15 protein-coding genes are annotated in these 16,864 nt (G+C 70.5%); 12 read left to right on the top strand and 3 right to left on the bottom strand.

The genetic code is table 11. From position 1 onward, the window contains the following. The first annotated feature begins 42 nt into the window (after nucleotides 1–42). Nucleotides 43–1,014: a ribose 1,5-bisphosphate isomerase gene (locus tag EDM04_RS06805; protein ID WP_123620436.1), complete on the top strand. Its 972-nt coding sequence runs from the start codon at nucleotides 43–45 to the stop codon at nucleotides 1,012–1,014. Continuing rightward, nucleotides 1,011–2,195, top strand: a complete 1,185-nt coding sequence (locus EDM04_RS06800; RefSeq protein ID WP_123620434.1) for a carbohydrate kinase family protein — start codon at nucleotides 1,011–1,013, stop codon at nucleotides 2,193–2,195. Before EDM04_RS06805 ends, EDM04_RS06800 begins: the two co-directional genes overlap by 4 nt. 574 nt (nucleotides 2,196–2,769) lie before the next feature. Here the strand turns inward: EDM04_RS06800 and EDM04_RS06795 are convergent. Continuing rightward, complete coding sequence (locus tag EDM04_RS06795) at nucleotides 2,770–3,975, bottom strand: hypothetical protein (RefSeq protein ID WP_123620432.1); 1,206 nt, start codon at nucleotides 3,973–3,975, stop codon at nucleotides 2,770–2,772. A gap of 347 nt (nucleotides 3,976–4,322) precedes the next feature. Between EDM04_RS06795 and EDM04_RS06790 the strand changes: the two genes are divergently transcribed. The 3 genes from EDM04_RS06790 to EDM04_RS06780 all read left to right on the top strand — a co-directional run bounded on the left by EDM04_RS06790 (nucleotide 4,323) and on the right by EDM04_RS06780 (nucleotide 7,279). Beyond that, on the top strand, nucleotides 4,323–4,544 hold the full coding sequence (locus tag EDM04_RS06790; protein ID WP_123620430.1) for a hypothetical protein: 222 nt from the start codon (nucleotides 4,323–4,325) through the stop codon (nucleotides 4,542–4,544). A 123-nt stretch (nucleotides 4,545–4,667) separates the two neighbouring features. Beyond that, entirely contained in the window at nucleotides 4,668–6,326 is a 1,659-nt protein-coding gene (locus tag EDM04_RS06785; protein WP_123620428.1) for a DUF255 domain-containing protein, read from the top strand. Between the two features lie 146 nt (nucleotides 6,327–6,472). Further along, on the top strand, nucleotides 6,473–7,279 hold the full coding sequence (locus EDM04_RS06780) for a TrmB family transcriptional regulator (RefSeq protein ID WP_123620426.1): 807 nt from the start codon (nucleotides 6,473–6,475) through the stop codon (nucleotides 7,277–7,279). A 629-nt stretch (nucleotides 7,280–7,908) separates the two neighbouring features. Here the strand turns inward: EDM04_RS06780 and mptA are convergent. Continuing rightward, the gene (gene mptA / locus EDM04_RS06775; protein WP_123620424.1) at nucleotides 7,909–8,838 is read right to left on the bottom strand and encodes a GTP cyclohydrolase MptA; all 930 of its coding nucleotides are present in this window, start codon (nucleotides 8,836–8,838) and stop codon (nucleotides 7,909–7,911) included. Nucleotides 8,839–9,036: 198 nt separating this feature from the next. On the opposite strand from mptA, the gene EDM04_RS06770 reads away from it, so the two are divergent. The 5 genes from EDM04_RS06770 (at nucleotide 9,037) to EDM04_RS06745 (ending at nucleotide 13,064) form a co-directional block, all read left to right on the top strand. Continuing rightward, the gene (locus EDM04_RS06770) at nucleotides 9,037–9,330 is read left to right on the top strand and encodes a 50S ribosomal protein L21e (RefSeq protein ID WP_123620422.1); all 294 of its coding nucleotides are present in this window, start codon (nucleotides 9,037–9,039) and stop codon (nucleotides 9,328–9,330) included. 6 nt (nucleotides 9,331–9,336) lie between these two features. Further along, complete coding sequence (locus tag EDM04_RS06765; protein WP_008007107.1) at nucleotides 9,337–9,693, top strand: RNA polymerase Rpb4 family protein; 357 nt, start codon at nucleotides 9,337–9,339, stop codon at nucleotides 9,691–9,693. Between the two features lie 488 nt (nucleotides 9,694–10,181). Next, nucleotides 10,182–11,024 carry a translation initiation factor eIF-2B gene (locus EDM04_RS06755; protein WP_123620418.1) on the top strand — a complete coding sequence of 281 codons (843 nt, stop codon included), beginning with the start codon at nucleotides 10,182–10,184 and terminating at the stop codon, nucleotides 11,022–11,024. A gap of 124 nt (nucleotides 11,025–11,148) precedes the next feature. Beyond that, a complete protein-coding gene (locus EDM04_RS06750) occupies nucleotides 11,149–12,114 on the top strand; it encodes a hypothetical protein (RefSeq protein ID WP_123620415.1) in 966 nt (321 codons plus the stop codon). 8 nt (nucleotides 12,115–12,122) lie between these two features. Continuing rightward, complete coding sequence (locus EDM04_RS06745; protein ID WP_123620413.1) at nucleotides 12,123–13,064, top strand: TIGR03571 family LLM class oxidoreductase; 942 nt, start codon at nucleotides 12,123–12,125, stop codon at nucleotides 13,062–13,064. Nucleotides 13,065–13,330: 266 nt separating this feature from the next. Here EDM04_RS06745 and EDM04_RS06740 read toward each other — a convergent pair whose 3' ends face one another. After that, entirely contained in the window at nucleotides 13,331–14,404 is a 1,074-nt protein-coding gene (locus tag EDM04_RS06740; protein WP_123620411.1) for an aldo/keto reductase, read from the bottom strand. Nucleotides 14,405–14,563: 159 nt separating this feature from the next. On the opposite strand from EDM04_RS06740, the gene EDM04_RS06735 reads away from it, so the two are divergent. Then, nucleotides 14,564–15,475 (top strand): acyltransferase, encoded by a 912-nt coding sequence (locus EDM04_RS06735; protein ID WP_123620409.1) that lies wholly within the window; start codon nucleotides 14,564–14,566, stop codon nucleotides 15,473–15,475. Between the two features lie 75 nt (nucleotides 15,476–15,550). Beyond that, nucleotides 15,551–16,843 (top strand): glucose-6-phosphate isomerase, encoded by a 1,293-nt coding sequence (locus EDM04_RS06730; protein WP_123620406.1) that lies wholly within the window; start codon nucleotides 15,551–15,553, stop codon nucleotides 16,841–16,843. Nucleotides 16,844–16,864 lie beyond the last annotated feature (21 nt).

The raw sequence follows: 16,864 nt of genomic DNA, 5'->3' as shown, positions 1-16,864 counted from the left end.
CTGCCCGGTTTTATAAATACCGGGGGCGGCTACTGGACCGGTATGACCGACAGAGAGCCGGCGGCCCCGGTCCGGGAGACCGCCGAATCGATCGCGACGATGGAGACCCGCGGCGCGGCGGCCATCGCGTCCGCGGCCGCCGAGGCGCTCGCCGCGCAGGCCGAGGCCGCGGCCGACTCCGGTGAGACCGCGAGCGACCCCGCCGCCTTCCGAGCGTCGATGCGCGCCGCGGCGCGGACCCTCCGCGAGACGCGACCGACCGCCGTGTCGCTGCCGAACGCCCTCCGCTACGTCCTCCAGCGGATGGAGGGCGAGGCGGTCGACGGACTCCGCCGCAGCGTCGTCGACGCGAGCGACGCGTTCGTCCGCCAACTCGATCGCGCGCAGGACGACCTCGGGCAGGTCGGCGCGAACCGCCTCGCCGACGGCGACACGGTGATGACCCACTGCCACTCGACGGACGCGCTCGCCTGCGTCGAGGCCGCCGTCGAGCAGGGGAAGTCGATCTCGGCGGTCGTCAAGGAGACGCGCCCGCGCCTGCAGGGCCACATCACCGCCGAGCAGCTCCGGGACATCGGCGTTCCCGTCACCATGATCGTCGACTCGGCGGCGCGGCGGTACCTCGACGAGGTCGACCACGTCGTCGTCGGCGCCGACTCGATCGCCGCGGACGGCGGCGTCATCAACAAGATCGGCACCTCGGGGCTCGCGGTCAACGCCCGCGAGCGCGGCGTCCCGATCATGACCGCCGCCCAGACGATCAAGCTCCACCCGGAGACCCTGACGGGCCACACCGTCGAGATCGAGATGCGCGACGAGGACGAGGTGATCGAGCCGGCGGCCCGCGAGGAGATCGGCGAGATCACGGTCGAGAACCCGGCGTTCGACGTGACGCCGCCGCGATACATGGACGCGATCGTCACCGAACACGGTCAGTTCCCACCCGAGAGCATCGTGACGCTGATGCGCGAGCTGTTCGGCGAGGGCGCCGCCGAGCCGTGGGCCGAGCCATGAGCGGGGACGGCCCGGGACGCGACGGGACCGACGACTGGGAGGAGGAGCTCGCGGAGTGGGACGAGGAGGTCTCCGAGTGGGAGGCCGGCGAGGGGGAAGACTCCGTCGCCGGCGACGGGGCCGACGCCGACGTCGGGGCTGAGGCCGATGGGAGCGCCAGTGAAGACGGGGGCGGCGACAACGACCCCGTCGACGCCGACCCCGACCTCGAACCGGAGTCCGCCGACCGCGTCCCGAAGGTGATCTCGGCGGGCCACATCAACTGGGACGTGACGATCCACGTCGATCAGCTGCCGGAGCCGGACGGGGAGACCCGCATCGACTTGCTCGAACAGTCCGGCGGCGGCAGCGCCGCGAACGTCGCGGTCGGGCTCGTGGGCCTCGGCGGCCAGTCGGTCGTCTACGGGAGCGTCGGCGGCGACGAGTCGGGCGCGCTCGCGCTCCGCGAGCTGGCGAGCGCCGGCGTCGACCCCGGACAGGTCCTCGTGGACGCGGACGAGCCGACCTCGGTGAAGTACGCGATCGTCGACGGCGGCGGGGAGCTGCTCATGCTCGCGAACGACGGCGCCAACGAGTCGTTCACCGCGGCCGAGCTCGACCGCGACACGCTGACGGCGGCCGATCACCTCCACCTCACCGGCCAGCAGCCGGGGACCGCGGCCGCGCTCGCGACCGCCGCGGCGGAGGCCGGGACGACCCGAAGCTTCGACCCGGGGCGCCGGGTCGGCGACCGCGAGTTCGAGGCCGCGCTCCACGCCACGGACGTGCTCTTCCTCAACGCCCCCGAGGCCGACGCGCTCGCCGACTCGACCGACATCGACCCGTGGGAGCCCGACGACCGCGTCGTCGCGATCAAACTCGGCGAGGAGGGCGCGACGGTCCGGACCCCCCACGGCGACGTGTCGCACCCGGGGTTCGACGTCGACGCGGTCGACACCGTCGGCGCCGGCGACGCGTTCGCGGCCGGGTTCCTGGGCGCCGCCTTGAGAGACCCCGAGATCACCCGCGACGGGTTCTCGCACGACCCCCGCGACTACCAGGTGCCGCTGCTCGTGGGGAACGCGTGCGGCGCGATCGCCGCCGAGACGGTGACCGCCCGCGCCGAACTCTCGTGGGAGCGCGTCCGCTCGGTGATGGGCGAGTCGCCCGAGTCGGACCTGCTGATCGAGATCCGGGTGTGAGACGGCGCTGGTGAACGTGCTACGAGCGACAGCGACGATCGCTTATAAAGAGCAGTGCGGCGGCCGCGAGCCAGCATGCGCGAGGTCGTCGGGCTTCGTCCGACTGCCAGAGGGACCGAAGGTCCCTCGCTGGAGTCGGTCGGCCTCCGCGTTTCTCCGGCCGACCGACGAGGCTGGGGAGGTGTGAGGCGCGGTTGCGGTCCCGCGAGCGACCACCGGGAGCGAGCGGGAGTACGGAAGTCGCAGCCCGCGCAGCGAAGCGAGCAGGAACGTCTTCCGGTGGTGCGGTCGGGGGGACTCAAAGGGGCAGCCGCGAGGACGAAGCACACCGACGCAAGCACCGCAGGGAGCGAACGAAGTGAGCGACTGAGGAGCACAGCGAGGTGCGCGAGTCCTCGCGGCTGGGGCTTTGGAGAGGTTCACCGACGGTTTATCAGCAACCATTTATAAGCGAGCGACTGGGGCTTTGGAGGCCCCCCTCCACGGCACCGCCTTTCACTTGTGGATAGCCGCCAGCGACGCCACTCGATCACTTCTAAACGACTGAACCACCGTATCGATATATCCGATCCCGCTACCCGACGTAGTCGAACGCGATCGCGATGTCGGCGGCGCCGAAGAAGACGAACCGGTAGCGACCCGGCACCAAGTCGGGACAGACCCGGAGGGCGTCGGCGTGGGGACCGTCCGCGACGAGGCCGGACTCGGTCATCTCGAACTCCCAGGTGAGCGTCTCGCCCGGTCGAACGACGAGCGCCTCGTCGGTGTACTCGAACGTGGCGCCCTCGCCGCCGCCGCGGATCTCGGTCCATCCGGCCTCGGTCCGCAGTTCGAGGTTGTACTTCCCCTGGTTGCCGACGTAGGCCAGGCGTCTCGAGACGTTCGTCAGTTCGATCCTGAAGCGAGTTCCGCGGCCGATCGCCATCTGCTCGGAGGCGGGGTCGTCGTCCCCGGGAATTACGGCTCGGAGCGCGAGCGGTCCGTCGCCGCCCGCGTCGCTGCCCGCGCCCCCGCCGCCGCCCCAGTTGACCTCGCCCTCGTACCACTGCGGGTGCCGCTCGAACCCCTCCGTCTCGCACTCGAACGAGGCGGGGACGTTCGGGGGGTCGCCGTCCGGGCGGACGCCGCCGGGCAGCGCCTCCGGGTCGCGGATCCCCTCCTCGCCGGTCAGCTCCGCGGTCTCGCCCCAGCCGTCCGTCAGCGAGAGCCGGAGCGCGTCGGGCAGGGGATCGGCGGTGACCCGGAGCAGCGCGCCGGAGAAGGTGATCGCCTCGCCGCACGCCTCCTCGTCCGCGGCGGTGCTCTCGACGGTCGCGCTCGCGACGAGCGTCCCGTCCTCGACGCCGACGTCGTCGAACGCGATCCGGTCGTGGCAGGTTGTCGGGCCGACCGACTCGACGTACGCGAGCACGGACTCGTCGAAGTCGGTCGCCTCGACGAACTCCCCCACCTCCGCGGGGGCGTCGTCGAACAGCCACCGGGTCTCGTCCTCCGCGGTGAACAGCACACAGAAGCCGCGCCGCGACTCGCGGTCCCACGCGGGTCCCGAGAGGGCGTCGCCGGCCTGTCGGACCGCCGTGTCGGTGACGCCGTCGCCGCCGTCGCCGCCGTCGGTCCCGTTGCCGGTTCCGCCGTCGGTCCCGTTGCCGGTTCCGCCGTCGCTCCCGTCGCTCCCGTCGCCGCCGTCTCCGGGATCGGTCCCGTCGGTACAGCCGGCGAGCGCGGCGACGCCGCCCGTCCCGATGCCGTATATCGCCGTTCGGCGCGTGAGTTCGGTCATGTCGGGCGTGGCTACGACGGCCCCACATAAGGGCTTCCCGTAGACGCAAAGACCTCTCTGTGTCACGCCGGTGCGGTCTCCGGTCGACCGGGGCTCGGGTCGGGCACCGTCTCCGATCGAACGCGATCCGATCGAGCGCAATCCGATCGAGCGCCGGCATCGCCCTCGTCTCGCCGCGATCGAACCGACTCCTCGACGATCGTCGTTGATATCCGAAAAAGCGTGAGAGAAATCGATGAAGTATTAGAGCGGATCTGAGAGCGTTTTAAAACGTCGCCGGGGGTCGGTGAAATGGTCCGAACCCTCTGCGGGCTATATGTGGATACCGGTGGTAGTCGGGAGTATCCATGTCCATCCCCGCGCCCACGCGCCTCGCTTCCGGCCGACAGGTGACCGGGCTGATGACCGGCACGATGAAGGCCGCCGCCTTCTGGGCGGCGATCGCCATCCCGGCCGCCTACCCCGTGCTCCTCTACATGGGGCTCGAAGGCACTCCCGGTCTGCTGTTCGTCGGCCTGCTGTTCGCGAACGCCCTCGCGCTCGCGCTCGGCCACGACTACAAGCGGTGAGGCCGCCGCAAGCCCCCGAATCGCGTCGCGATCGACGGCCGAAGACTCCCTCCCTCTCGGTCCTTTTGCTTCCTCCCTGACCGCTCTCGAAGCGCTTACCCACCGCCCGACCCGACTACCGGTATGACCGACGAGACGCACGTCGAGTGGCGCGACTGGGGCGCCGAGGCCTTCGCCGAGGCCGACGAGCGGGACTGCCCGGTCCTCCTGTCGCTGTCCGCCACGTGGTGTGAGGGCTGTCACGAGATGGACGCGATCACCTACGCGGAGCCGCGGATCGCCGCCAACGTCAACGAGGGGTTCGTCCCGGTCCGCGTCGACGTCGACCGCCACCCGCGGGTGCGCGAGCGGTACAACATGGGCGGGTTCCCGACGACCGCCTTCCTCACGCCGGAGGGAGAGCTGCTCACCGGCGCGGGGTACCTCGACGTGGACGGGATGCGGCAGGTGCTCGAGTCGGTCCGACAGATGTGGGCCGACAAGGGTCGAGACGCGGGTCGGGTCCCGCGCGCGCTCGACGCCGACCTCCCGCCGAGCGGGGAGGTGACGGACGCGATCGAGAGCCACCTCGCCGGCCAGATCGAGGCGAAGTACGACGAGGAGTACGCCGGCTGGGGGTCGGACGCGAAGTTCCCGCTTCCCCGCACCGTCGAGTTCGCGCTGAAGCGCGACCGCGACCGCGCCCTCCGGACGCTCGACGCGGTGCGCGACCACCTCGCCGACGACGTCGCCGGCGGCTTCTTCCGGTTCGCGGGGACGCACGACTGGGGCGACGTGGCCTACGAGAAGCCGATCGACACGAACGCGGCCGTCACCCGGGCGTTCGCGAACGCCTACCTCTACACCGGCGACGAGGCGTACCTCGATCCCGCGACCGACGCGGTGGAGTTCCTCACCGACGACCTCTGGACCGGCTACGGCGTCGGGGGGAGCCTCGGCCCCGGGCTCGGGCGCGCCTACTACGCCGCCTCCGCCGCGGACCGCGAGGAGCTGGACGCCCCCCGTCGGGACCTGACCGTCTTCGCGGGCGGGAACGCGCTCGCGGCCGACGCGCTGCTCGCGGTGGCCGCCTACACCGACGACGAGCGCGCGCGCGAGTACGCCGAGCGGGTCCTCGACGGGCTCGAACGCGACCTGATCGACGTCGACACCGGGGAAGTGACCCGCTACCGCGGGAGCGACGAGGTCGGCGAGTCGGACCTGCTCGCCGACGTCGCGCGCGTCGTGAGCGCGTACACCCGCGCCGCCGGCGTGCTGGGCGATGGCGCGGGCGTCGCCCGCGCGGTCGCGGACCGAGCGATCGATCGGCTCCGCGTCGACGGCTCCTTCGTCGACGGGCCGCGGTCGGGCGCGGGGCTGCTCGACCGCCCCTTCCGCCCGCTCGACGGCAACGTGGAGATGGCGACCGCGCTGCTCGACCTGGCGGCGCTGACCGGCGAGGAGCGCTACGAGACGGTCGCCCGCGAGACCGCCGAGGCGTTCGCCGGCGCCACCGAGCGGCTGAGCGTGCAGGTCGCGGGGTACGGGAGCCTCGCGGGGCGGCTCCTCCGCGGCACCACCGCGGTCGTCGTCGGCGACGAGCCCGGGAGCGACCTCCACCGCGCCGCGTGGCGGGTCGCGGACCACGAGAAGGTCGTCGTCCCGAACGCCCACCGGGAGGACGCGCCCGCCCCGCGGTCGGTGCCCGAGGGGTCGGCGGTCGTGCTCGCGGGAGACGCCGCCTCCGAGCCCGCGGAAACACCTGACGAGTTGATGACGCGAGTCGCAGAGACGATCGAGTAGCGGTCCGGTCGCGCCGCGTTCCTCGCTATTGGGTACTTCGGTTGGGTATCTTCGCCGATCCGGTCGGCGATGCGCCCAAGCGACGACCACCCCTGTTCCGTGTAAACCGGCGACGTGTTTATACGGCTGCCGGCGGATCGGACGGTATGGCATCTCTCCGCGACCTCGGGCTCTCCGAGTACGAGGCCCGCGCGTACCGCGCGCTCTTACGCACCGGGCCGACGACGGCGAAGGACCTCTCGCGGGCCAGCGAGGTCCCGATGGGGCGGGTGTACGACGTGCTCAACAGCTTGGAGCAGCACAACCTGGTCCGGAGTCAGGCGGCCAGCCGGCCGAAGAAGTACGCGGCGGTGGAGCCCGACGCCGCGCTCGACCGGCTGTTAGAGGAGAAGAAGCGGGAGCTGGAGACCCAGGCGGAGCAGTACGAGGAGGTCGTCGCCGACCTCTCGACGGAGCTCGACGCGGGCGAGCCCGTCGACGGGCAGTTCTGGACCGCGGCCGTCGGCGCGGAGGACGCCACCGACCTCCTCCTAGAGCGGATCGCGGCCGCGGAGCGCCGGATGGTCGTCGTCGCCGGCGCGCCCGCGACCGGCTTCGACCTCGGGACGATCGGCGAGCAAGTGACCGACGAGCTGGAGGCCGCGTTGGACCGGGGCGTCGAGATCCGCGTGTTGCTGTCGCCGGCGACGGTCGACGCGCTCCCGCGGAGCGTCGGCCGGCGGTACACCGCCGAGCTCTCGGACATGGAGGGGTTCGAGGTGCGCACGATCGACGGTGTCGACGGGACCTTCTCCGTCTTCGACGGGATAGAGGTGTGTATCGAGGTGCCGCACCCGCTCTCCGGCGACGAGCCGTTCGCGATGATCGACGTGAAGGACGCGGAGTTCGCGGCGAGCGTGAAAGACCAGTTCGAGCCGCAGTGGAGAGAGGCGGAGCCGCTGACGTTCGGGTGAACTGCCTCGTTACGGCTTCACCGAGAGGCGCGTACCGGTCAGCGTGTGGTTAGCACAGGAATAACGGTGAGCGAGTTCGGGAGTGAGTATTGCAGATCGGTGGCGGTGATCGAGTATTTAAATGACCGAGAGTGACGACGACGATTGCTTATAAATGGATGTGCGGTGGCGCGTGCCTCCGAGCGCCCACAGGGCGCGAGGAGCACGCGCGAGGGAGTCGCTGGCGGCGACAGCCGCCAGCGACGAGGCTGGGGAGGCGTGAGGCTGCGGTGCGGGGAGGGTGGGACTCAAAGGGGCAGCCGCTGCGGGCGGCGCAGGCGACGTAAGCACCGCAACGAGGGAGCGAACACCGTGAGCGACCGAGTGAGGCGCGCAGCGAGCGTGCGCCGCCCGCAGCGGCTGGGGCTTTGAAGCTGTTCACCGCAGAGTGGTCGATCGCTTATAAACAGCCGCTGGCAACACCACTCGATAACTTATAAACGGCCACCCCAGAACCGTGCTATACCTACTCCCGCCATCGCTCAAGAGCCGGCATTCAACGACCAGTTGTTCCGGACGAGGGAGCGTCTGAAAAGGTTCAACGGATCTCGTTAACCAGGATGAACCGACGAGAAAAGGCTAGACCGCGCTCACTCCACGTCCAGTTCGTCCCGCAGATCGCCCATCCGGACTTCCCGCTCGGCGTGGGCGTTGTGCTGGTGGATCGACTCGTCGTTGGACTGTCGCATGTGGATCACGGCGTCGTCCGCGAGGTGGTCGAACTCGTCGACGGTGCCCTCGGCGAGCGCGCGGACGCAGTCCTCGACGAACTTCGCGTCGGCGTGCGCCTCGTAGGTCATGTGGTCCTCGTCGGGCCGTTTCGCCATGTTGTAGATCCGGGCGCTCATCGAGTCGCGGGCGACGTCGATCAGGTCCCGGAGGTCGATGTCGGGATGGCCGTCGGTGGTGACGGTCAGGGTGGCGTGACCGCGCTGGGAGTGGCCCGGCTGCGGGACGGCCTCCAAGAACTCCTCGGTCGTCTCCTCGTCGACGCCCAGATCGGCGAGCTTCTCGCGGGCGCGGGACTCGCTCATCCCCTGCGAGCAGGGGCAGACGGTCATGCCGGTGACCTCCGCGCCGATCTCCTCGCGAGTGCCCTCCTCGGTCGCGGTAGCGCTGGCGACGATCGTCGCCGTGCTCTGCGTCTCGATCCCGGACGCCGGCGTGTCCTCGCGGGTGACCAGTTCCGCCGACATCGACACCTCGGCGGTGGTGGTGTAGTCGTGCTTCTCTAAGAGTCGCTCGGCGGCGTCGCCGCAGACCTCCTCGACGCGGTACGCCTCCTCGCGGGTGATCTCTTCGAGGATCTCGTCGATCGTCGCGAGGTTCCGCGACATGTCGATCCCCTTGCGACCGCTCGGGAGGTCGACGAACACCTCGAACTCCGCCATGAGGACGATCGGGCGCTTGTCGCCGCGAGCGATCTTGACGAGCTTCTCGACCCCGGTGACCCCGACCTGCGAGAGCCCGACCGAGACGTCGGGCGCCGACGCCTGGACGTCCGGCAGCTGGTGACTCATTACGAATACGATCGGGAGTCACCGGATTAGCCCTTTCGAAAGGGGGAGTCGCGTGGGGTAGTCTCGGCCGGCGGTGCGTCGGCGGCGGAAGCGCTCCGGGCTCGACGCGGCGGTCTCCGAACGACCGTGGTACCGGCTCCCGGTCGAGCGCCGTAACGCACCATTTATAACCGCGGCAGCGGAAGAACGCCCAAGACCATGCCGAGTTCCAATGGGCCCCAGAAGGCGACCCGCGACAAGCTCTCGAACAAACCCCGCGACCGCGGCACGTCGCCGCCGCAGCGAGCGATCCAGGAGTTCGACGAGGGGTCGCAGGTCCACCTCAAGATCGACCCGAGCGTCCAGAAGGGCCGGTTCCACCCGCGCTTCGACGGTCGCACCGGCACGGTGGTCGGCAAGCAGGGCGCCGCGTTCAAAGTCGAGATTCCGGACGGCGGCAAGACGAAGACCCTCGTCGTCACCGCCGCCCACATGAGCGCGCAGCAGAACTGAACCGCAATGACCATCTTCAAAGAGAAGATCGACGAGGAGTACGTCACCACCTCCGAGGCGAAGGAGATCCTCGTGGACATCGAGGCGGAGCGCGCGGACGACGAGGACCGCGACCTGCGCTACGAGCTCGCCCGCGCGATCGAGCACGTCAACCGCTTCGCTCACCTCGACGCCGAGGAGTCTCGGGAGCTGGTCGAGGAGCTGACCGAGCTCGACCAGATCGACGTGCCGACCGCGGTGAAGATCGCGGACCTGCTGCCCGAGGACCGCACCGAGCTTCGTTCGGTGTTCGCACAGGAGCGCTACTCGCTCGACGGCGACGAGCTCGACGACGTGCTGAACGTCGTCGCGAAGTACGCCTGATACGCATCTGACCGTCTTTTCGTTTCGCGTTTCGTTCGATACGTCGCTGACGCTTACTCTGTAGAGTACGCTTCCGAAGTCCCAGCCGCTCGCTTATAAGTGGTTGATACTGGATCGGCGGTGAACGCCTCCAAAGCCCCAGCCGCGACGACTCGCGCGCTTTGCTGCGCTCCTCGCTCGGTCGCTGGCGCTCCCTCGCTGCGGTGCTTCCGTCGTCGTGCTTCGTCCTCGCGACTGCCCCTTTGAGTCCCACCCGACCGCACAGCACCGCAGCCTCACGCCTCCCCAACCTCGTCGGGCGCCCTCCGCTTCGCTCCGGCCGCCCGACTCCCTCGCGCGGCGCTCCTCGTGGCCTGTCGGCCACTCGGAGGCGCGCGCCACCGCAGATGGACGCGTTGTGCCACCGGCGTTTCGGCCGATCGGAGTCACGCTTCAGCGATCCGACGAGACCCCGGAACCCCTTTGAATTGGGGCGACCACTCTCCGGTATGATCGACGAGACGGTCGCCGAAATTCGGGCGATGCGGACCCACAGCACGTCGGCGGTGGCCGTGAAGGCGACGCGGTCGCTCGCGGACCTGCTCGACCGCGAGTACAGGACGGTCGACGAGTTCGAGCGCGACCTCGAACACAACGCGGGGGTGTTGCGCCGGTCGAACCCCTCCCACGCCGCGCTCCACAACGCGATGCGCGAGGTCGAGCGCTCCATCGTCGGCGAGGCGACGAGCGTCGAGGGCGGCAAACAGCGGCTCGAAGAGACCATCGCCCGCGTCGTCGACGACATCGAGACGGCGAAGGGCGAGGCCGCCGCCAACGCGGCCGAGCGCATCGAGGACGGCGACACCCTCCTGGTCCACGACTACTCGACGACCGTGCTGGAGTCGATCGAGAACGCGGCCCGCGACGGCGCCCACCTGACGGTGTACGTCACCGAGGCGCGCCCGCGCACTCTCGGCCGGAAGACCGCCCGCGCGCTCGCCGGCATGGCGCGGGTCGACACCCGGATGGTGGTCGACAGCGCGATGGGATACGCCCTCCGCGACTGCGACCGCGTGCTCCTCGGGATCACCTGCATGACCGGCGGCACGTACTACAACCGCGTCGGGACGTTCCCGCTCGTCGTCACCGCGCGCGAGCTCGGCGTGCCGGTGACCGCGGTCGGCTCCGGCGCGAAGCAGATCGAGGAGTTCCGGTTCGAAAACGAGTTCCGTGACGCGGTCGAGGTGATGCGCGAGCCCGTCGAGGGCGTGACGATCGAGAACCCGAGCTACGACGCGACCCCGATCGGCATGATCGACACCGTGATCACCGACGACGGCGTCGTCGAGTAGTCGGCGGGAAGGCGAACCGGTCGCCGTCACCGAGACGGAGCGACCCGTCGGATCCGGGAACCGTCGAGTCAGCTTCCGAGATCCGCCACAAGCACTTTGTACGTGTGCCTCGTTGTCGCACACAATGAGCGTGAAACAGGGGGCGACGGGCGTCTTTCGGATCCAGAGCGCGGAGCCGGCGACGGCGGAGTGTACCGGCCTCTCCTGTGACATCGCCTCCGTCGCGACCGAGCCCGGCGCCGTCACCGCGCTCGTCCTTGCGGGCGTCGTCGCGTTCGTCGCGCTGGCGTACGTCCGCGACGCCAAGGCGAACTGTCACGACGAGCGGCGGCGGGTCCTCGACGAGCGCGCCGCCTTCGAAGAGTTCGCGGACCGCGTCTCCGGGCTCGACCCCGCGCCAGCCTCCTCGACCGCGCCGTCGTTCGACGGGCCGACGGCCGCGGTCCGCACTGTCTCCGCGGTCGACGGGAGAAGCGGGACCGGCGACGTCCGGCTCAGGCGCGTGCTCGCGGCGTACCGCGACACGGTGATGTCGCTGCCCCACTACGGGGAGGAGTACGACGAAACGGTCCCCGAGAGCCTCGCCGCCGAGCTGGGGCCGGACACGACCGCCGCGCTGGCCTCCAACGGCACCCTCTCGTCCGGGGCGCAGACGGCGCTGGTGCGGCGGAGCCGGCAGGCCGCGGACGCACGATCGTCGCTGGCGGACGCGATCGGGGCGGAGATCGACGCGCTGTCGCAGTACGAGAACGACCTGAGCCGCGTCGACCGCCGCCGCCGTCGGCTCCTCGAACACCTCGACGGCGTGAAGGGTGACCGAACGGACGCCGCGATCGACGTCTGGAACCGCCTCGACGAGCTCGAAGACGACTGCGACGAGGCCGCGACCGAGCGCCAGCGCGCGCTCGACGATCCGCCGATGACCGTCGACGCCCCGGGCGAGGGGGCGGATCGGCGGTCGTTCCACGAGTACCTGTACGGATCGGCCGACCGGCCGCGCTACCCCGTGTTGGCCCAGATCGCGGAGATCGTCGGACGGATCCGGAGCGACCGCGATCGGGTCGCGAACCGCGTCGCCGGCGGCGAGTGACTCGCGCGATGCCGGACGCCGGCGCGCCCGAGGACGCGAGCCACGCCAACGCCGGCTTCCGACGCCTGTTCGGCGGCGACGGACTCACGTTCGGGCTCGGATTCCCCTTGACTGGCGAGCGACGCGGAACGCCGGACCCCGTCGAGGAGGTCCGGCTCGCGGAGCGCGCCGAGGCCCTCGGCTTCGACGGGCTCTGGGCGCGGGACGTGCCGACCTACTGGCCGCGGTTCGGCGACGCCGGCGGCGCGTTCGACCCGTGGGCGCTGCTCTCCCACGTCGCCGCCCGCACCGACGAGGTCGCGCTCGGCACGTCGAGCGTCGTCCTCCCGCTCCGGCACCCGATCCACCTCGCGAAGTCCGCCGCGACGATCGACCGGCTCTCCGACGGCCGGGTCGTGCTGGGAGTCGCCTCCGGCGACCGCGACCCCGAGTACCCGGCGTTCGGCGTCGATCCCGAGCGACGGGGTGAGACGGTCCGCGACCGGATCGCGGCGATGCGCGCGTGCTGGCGCGAGGAGTTCCCGGAGGTCGACGGCGAGTGGGGGAAACTCGACGGCGAGCTCGACGTGCTCCCGAAGCCGACGACCGAGACGCTTCCCGTGTTGCCGACGGGCAACGCCCGGCAGTCGACCGAGTGGATCGCGGAACGCGGCGACGGCTGGCTGTTCTACCACCTGCCGGACGAGACGCTCCGGAGCTACGTCGCGGAGTGGCGCGAGCTGGCGGGTGCGAAGCCGTTCGCCATCGCCGTCGGCGTCGAGTTCGCCGACGACCCGACCGCCGAGCCCGAACACCTCCACCTCGGCTACCGCGCCGGCGCCGAGTGGTTTCGTGAGTACTTCCGGCGGCTCGACGAGTTCGGCGTCGACCACGTGATCGTCGGCCTGCGTGGCGACGACCCCGAGGCGGGAATGGAGACGTTCGCGGAGGCGGTGGTCGCGCCGCATTGAGTCCGGCTTTGCGCCGCCGTCTCGCGGAGCGATCCGAGCCGACCCATCGCGGGAGGTTTATACCCGACGACGGCCACGCTGCAGACGGTGGCCATGACGACGTGTTACCCCCACTGAGCCCCTTGTGATGAGGGTTTTCCACCGAGCCACCACTTCGAAACCGCGAGCGGCGGCGATCTCCGACATGGGCGTGGTGAAAGTGGTTCGAACGGACAGAGAGGCGTCGCAGTCCGGCGATCTCGACGGGAAACGAGCGGGTCGACCGGTCAGTACGACGCGGCGCGCTTGTCGAGGCCGGCGGCCTCGATGTCCTCGCCGTCGACGGAGGTCCGGAGGGCGTCCATCCCGTCGTCGCGGTCGATGTCGAAGTTGCGCGCGTACAGCTCCTGGACGCGGTCGTACTCGGCGTCGGAGAGGGGCGGCACCTCGCTCGCGGCGCTCCACGCGGCGATGTCGTCGCCGTCGCGGAACGTCGGCGTCACGGAGGCGACCTCGTCGTGCGCGAGGAGCCAGCGGATCGCGGCCTGCGCCATCGTGCGGGTTCCCTCGGCGTTATCGGGCTCCTCGAGGAAGCGGATCGCCTCGACCTTCTCCCAGCCCGTCTCGTACCACTCCTTCGGGCGGTGCGAGCGGTGGTCGCCGTCCTCGAGGACGGTGTCGGGCGTCACCTGCTCGTTGAGCAGGCCGGAGGAGTGCGGGACGCGGGCGATCACCGAGGTGTCCGAGCCGCTCTCGCGGACGGCGTCGACGAAGTGGCGGCCCGGCTGCTGCTCGAAGAGGTTGAAGACGGTCTGGACCGCGTCGAACTCCTCGTACTCGATCGCGGCGTCGCCCTCGGCGAGCCAGCCGATCGAGGGGCCGAGCGCCCAGCCGAGCGCGCGGACGCGCCCGGACTCCTTCCACTCGCGGAGGAGGTCGCGCACCTCGGGCGTGACGTCGTCGACGTTGGCGTTGTGGAGCTGGAGCAGGTCGACGTGATCGGTGTCGAGCCGGTCGAGCGAGCGCTCGAACGCGGTCTCGAGGTACTCGCGGTCGAGCTCCTTCGGGAGCTCCCCGTGGCCGGCCTGCGGGTTGTCGTAGAAGTCGTAGCCGATCTTCGTCGCGAGCGTGACCTCGTCGCGGCGGTCCGCGATCGCCCGCCCGACGATCTCCTCGCTGTCGCCGTGGCCGTACACGTCGCCGGTGTCGACGTAGGTGACGCCCGCGTCGAGCGCGTCCTCGACCATGCCGACCGCCTGTTCGTCCGAGCGGTCGCCCCACCAGTCGGTGCCGACGACCCACGCGCCGAAGCCGATCTCCGAGACCTCGACGCCGGAGTTCCCGAGTTCGCGGTGCTGCATACCCGACCTTCGGGATCGGGACACTTAGCGGGTGCGGTCTCCCTCACGCGGCGGGATAGCGAGATGCGTTTATAACATCGACCGCTCCCGGCTCGGCCCGGCCTGACGACGCCTTCGCACAACCGAATCCCTTTGAGGCACGGCGACGAACGTGCGACGATGACAAAGCGACACGTCTCCCTGCCCGACGGTGCGGAGGCCGGGGTCCGAGGGTTCATCGACGAGGTGGACGAACGGCTTTCCTCGGACGAGGACACCTGCGAGGTCGTCCGAGACACGCTGATCGACCTCCACGGCGACCGGGAGCGATGGGAGGCGTGGCGGGACGGCGAGTCGGTATCGAAGGCGGAGCGCGTGCGCCTGCAGGGGTACGACCCCTGTAACGCCACGCTGGAGTCGGAGTACTACGCCGAGAAGGACGAGGACCGGTTCCAGCGCTCGAAGCACCTCCAGTGGCTCTGGCGCCAGTTCGACGCCACGCCGATGGCCGACAACGTCGAGTTCGCGCTCCGCTTCCGCCAGATGCTCGGGAACCACCTCTTCGCCGAGTGCGGGGAGAACTGCCGCTTTTTCAAAGGTATCTCGGTTACCTACGGTCACAACATCGAGATCGGCGACAACGTCGTGGTCCACGACGACGTCCACCTCGATGACCGGGGGAAGCTGACGATCGGCGACCGCGCGTCGATCTCCGACGGCGTCCACCTCTACAGCCACGACCACGACCTCGTCGACCAGACCGAGGTCCGGAACTTCCACACGATCGTCGAAGACGACGCCCGCGTCACCTACGACGCGATGGTACGCGCCGGCTGCCGGATCGGCGAGAACAGCGTCGTCGGCGCGCGTTCGGTCGTGCAGGGCGACGTGCCCGACCACCACGTCGTCGTCGGCTCGCCCGCCCGGAGCGTCCGAGTGAAGCCGGGCTGGGAGGAGGTCGCCGACGAACTGAAGGACGGTCGGCTCCCGGACCGGCAGGACGAGCGCGAGATCGAGTACGAGCTCCCCGACGGCCTCGATCGGTTCGACGAGTTCCAGCGCGACCTGCGGCCGCCGGGCCCGTCGCAGTGAGCCCGCCGCGGTGAGATCACGCCCCCGCGCCGGTACGAGACCTATTCTTAAGTTCCGGTCGCTCGCACGTCCGGTATGCACGTCGACCTCGGCAACGCCTTGGAGACGACACCGGGACTCACGGAGGAGACGTTGGAGCGGCTCGATTTGCGGGTCGCGGGCGCGCACGAGCGAATCGCCGCCGGCATGGCCGACGACGAGTTCGGCTATGCCGCCCTGAACCTCCCGGAGACGACCGATCCCGACGCGATCCGCGCGGCGACCGACCGGTTCGACCGTCCCGAGGCGGTCCTGACTGTCGGCATCGGCGGGAGCGCGCTCGGCGCGGCGACGCTCGCGAACGCCCTCGAGAGCGACGTGGACGCCTACTTCCTCGACAACGTCGACCCCGACGCGGTCAGGTCGCTCCTCGACGACCTCCCGCTCGACGAGACCGTCGTCAACGTCGTCTCGAAGTCCGGGACGACCGCGGAGACGCTCGCGAACTTCCTCGTCGTCCGCGAGGCGATGACGGAGGCGGGCGTCGACTGGACCGAGCGCACCCTCGTGACGACGGGCGAGGCGGGGAACCTCCGCGCGCTCGCCGACGCCCACGACCTCCCGGCACTCGGCGTGCCGGACGGGGTCCCGGGGCGCTTCTCCGCGCTCTCGCCGGTCGGGCTCGCGGTGCCGGCCCTGCAGGGTCACGACGTCGAGGCGATCCTCGCGGGCGGGCGCGACGGGATGGAGAGCCTGTCGGGGTCGCTGTTCCAGACGCCCGCCTACGCCTACGGCGCGGCGACCTACGCGCTCGCGGAGCGCGGCGCGCTCACCAACGCCGTGATGCCGTACGCGGAGTCGCTGGAGACGTTCGCGGAGTGGTTCGCCCAGCTGTGGGCCGAGAGCCTCGGGAAGGACGGGCTCGGCCAGACCCCGGCGCGCGCGCTCGGCGCGACCGACCAGCACTCCCAGCTCCAGCTGTACCGCGCCGGCCCGCCGGACAAGCTCGTCTCGCTGATCCGACCGACCGAGCGCGCCGAGACGGCGATCCCCGAGACCGACCTCGACGGGCTGGCGTACCTCGGCGGCTCGTCGCTCGGCGACCTGCTCGACGCCGAGTTCGAGGCGACCGAGGCGAGCCTCGCGGCGGCCGACGTGCCGAACCTCCGCGTCGAGATCGACCGCGTCGACGAGCGGAGCCTCGGGGAGCTGCTGTACGGGATGGAGGCCGCCTGCGTGCTGTACGGCGAGCTCGCGAGCGTCTCGACGTTCACCCAGCCCGCGGTCGAGTGGGGGAAGAAGGCGGCTCGGGGACTGCTCGGCGGCGGCGACTTCCCGGAGGCCGACGCCGTGGCCGACAAGCGCGAACTGCGGATCGACGGCTCCTGAGGCGAGGCGGTCGCGGTGTCG

Origin of the sequence: Halorubrum sp. CSM-61 (assembly GCF_003781945.1) — an archaeon.
Taxonomy (GTDB): domain Archaea; phylum Halobacteriota; class Halobacteria; order Halobacteriales; family Haloferacaceae; genus Halorubrum.
This window is presented reverse-complemented; position numbering and strand designations above follow the sequence as displayed.

What these genes read in the sequence shown, in the direction of transcription:
- EDM04_RS06805 (WP_123620436.1), top strand. Translation starts at nt 43, where the DNA reads ATGACCGACAGAGAGCCGGCGGCCCCGGTCCGGGAGACCGCCGAATCG.
- EDM04_RS06800 (WP_123620434.1), top strand. Translation starts at nt 1,011, where the DNA reads ATGAGCGGGGACGGCCCGGGACGCGACGGGACCGACGACTGGGAGGAG.
- EDM04_RS06795 (WP_123620432.1), bottom strand. Translation starts at nt 3,975, where the DNA reads ATGACCGAACTCACGCGCCGAACGGCGATATACGGCATCGGGACGGGC.
- EDM04_RS06790 (WP_123620430.1), top strand. Translation starts at nt 4,323, where the DNA reads ATGTCCATCCCCGCGCCCACGCGCCTCGCTTCCGGCCGACAGGTGACC.
- EDM04_RS06785 (WP_123620428.1), top strand. Translation starts at nt 4,668, where the DNA reads ATGACCGACGAGACGCACGTCGAGTGGCGCGACTGGGGCGCCGAGGCC.
- EDM04_RS06780 (WP_123620426.1), top strand. Translation starts at nt 6,473, where the DNA reads ATGGCATCTCTCCGCGACCTCGGGCTCTCCGAGTACGAGGCCCGCGCG.
- mptA (WP_123620424.1), bottom strand. Translation starts at nt 8,838, where the DNA reads ATGAGTCACCAGCTGCCGGACGTCCAGGCGTCGGCGCCCGACGTCTCG.
- EDM04_RS06770 (WP_123620422.1), top strand. Translation starts at nt 9,037, where the DNA reads ATGCCGAGTTCCAATGGGCCCCAGAAGGCGACCCGCGACAAGCTCTCG.
- EDM04_RS06765 (WP_008007107.1), top strand. Translation starts at nt 9,337, where the DNA reads ATGACCATCTTCAAAGAGAAGATCGACGAGGAGTACGTCACCACCTCC.
- EDM04_RS06755 (WP_123620418.1), top strand. Translation starts at nt 10,182, where the DNA reads ATGATCGACGAGACGGTCGCCGAAATTCGGGCGATGCGGACCCACAGC.
- EDM04_RS06750 (WP_123620415.1), top strand. Translation starts at nt 11,149, where the DNA reads ATGAGCGTGAAACAGGGGGCGACGGGCGTCTTTCGGATCCAGAGCGCG.
- EDM04_RS06745 (WP_123620413.1), top strand. Translation starts at nt 12,123, where the DNA reads ATGCCGGACGCCGGCGCGCCCGAGGACGCGAGCCACGCCAACGCCGGC.
- EDM04_RS06740 (WP_123620411.1), bottom strand. Translation starts at nt 14,404, where the DNA reads ATGCAGCACCGCGAACTCGGGAACTCCGGCGTCGAGGTCTCGGAGATC.
- EDM04_RS06735 (WP_123620409.1), top strand. Translation starts at nt 14,564, where the DNA reads ATGACAAAGCGACACGTCTCCCTGCCCGACGGTGCGGAGGCCGGGGTC.
- EDM04_RS06730 (WP_123620406.1), top strand. Translation starts at nt 15,551, where the DNA reads ATGCACGTCGACCTCGGCAACGCCTTGGAGACGACACCGGGACTCACG.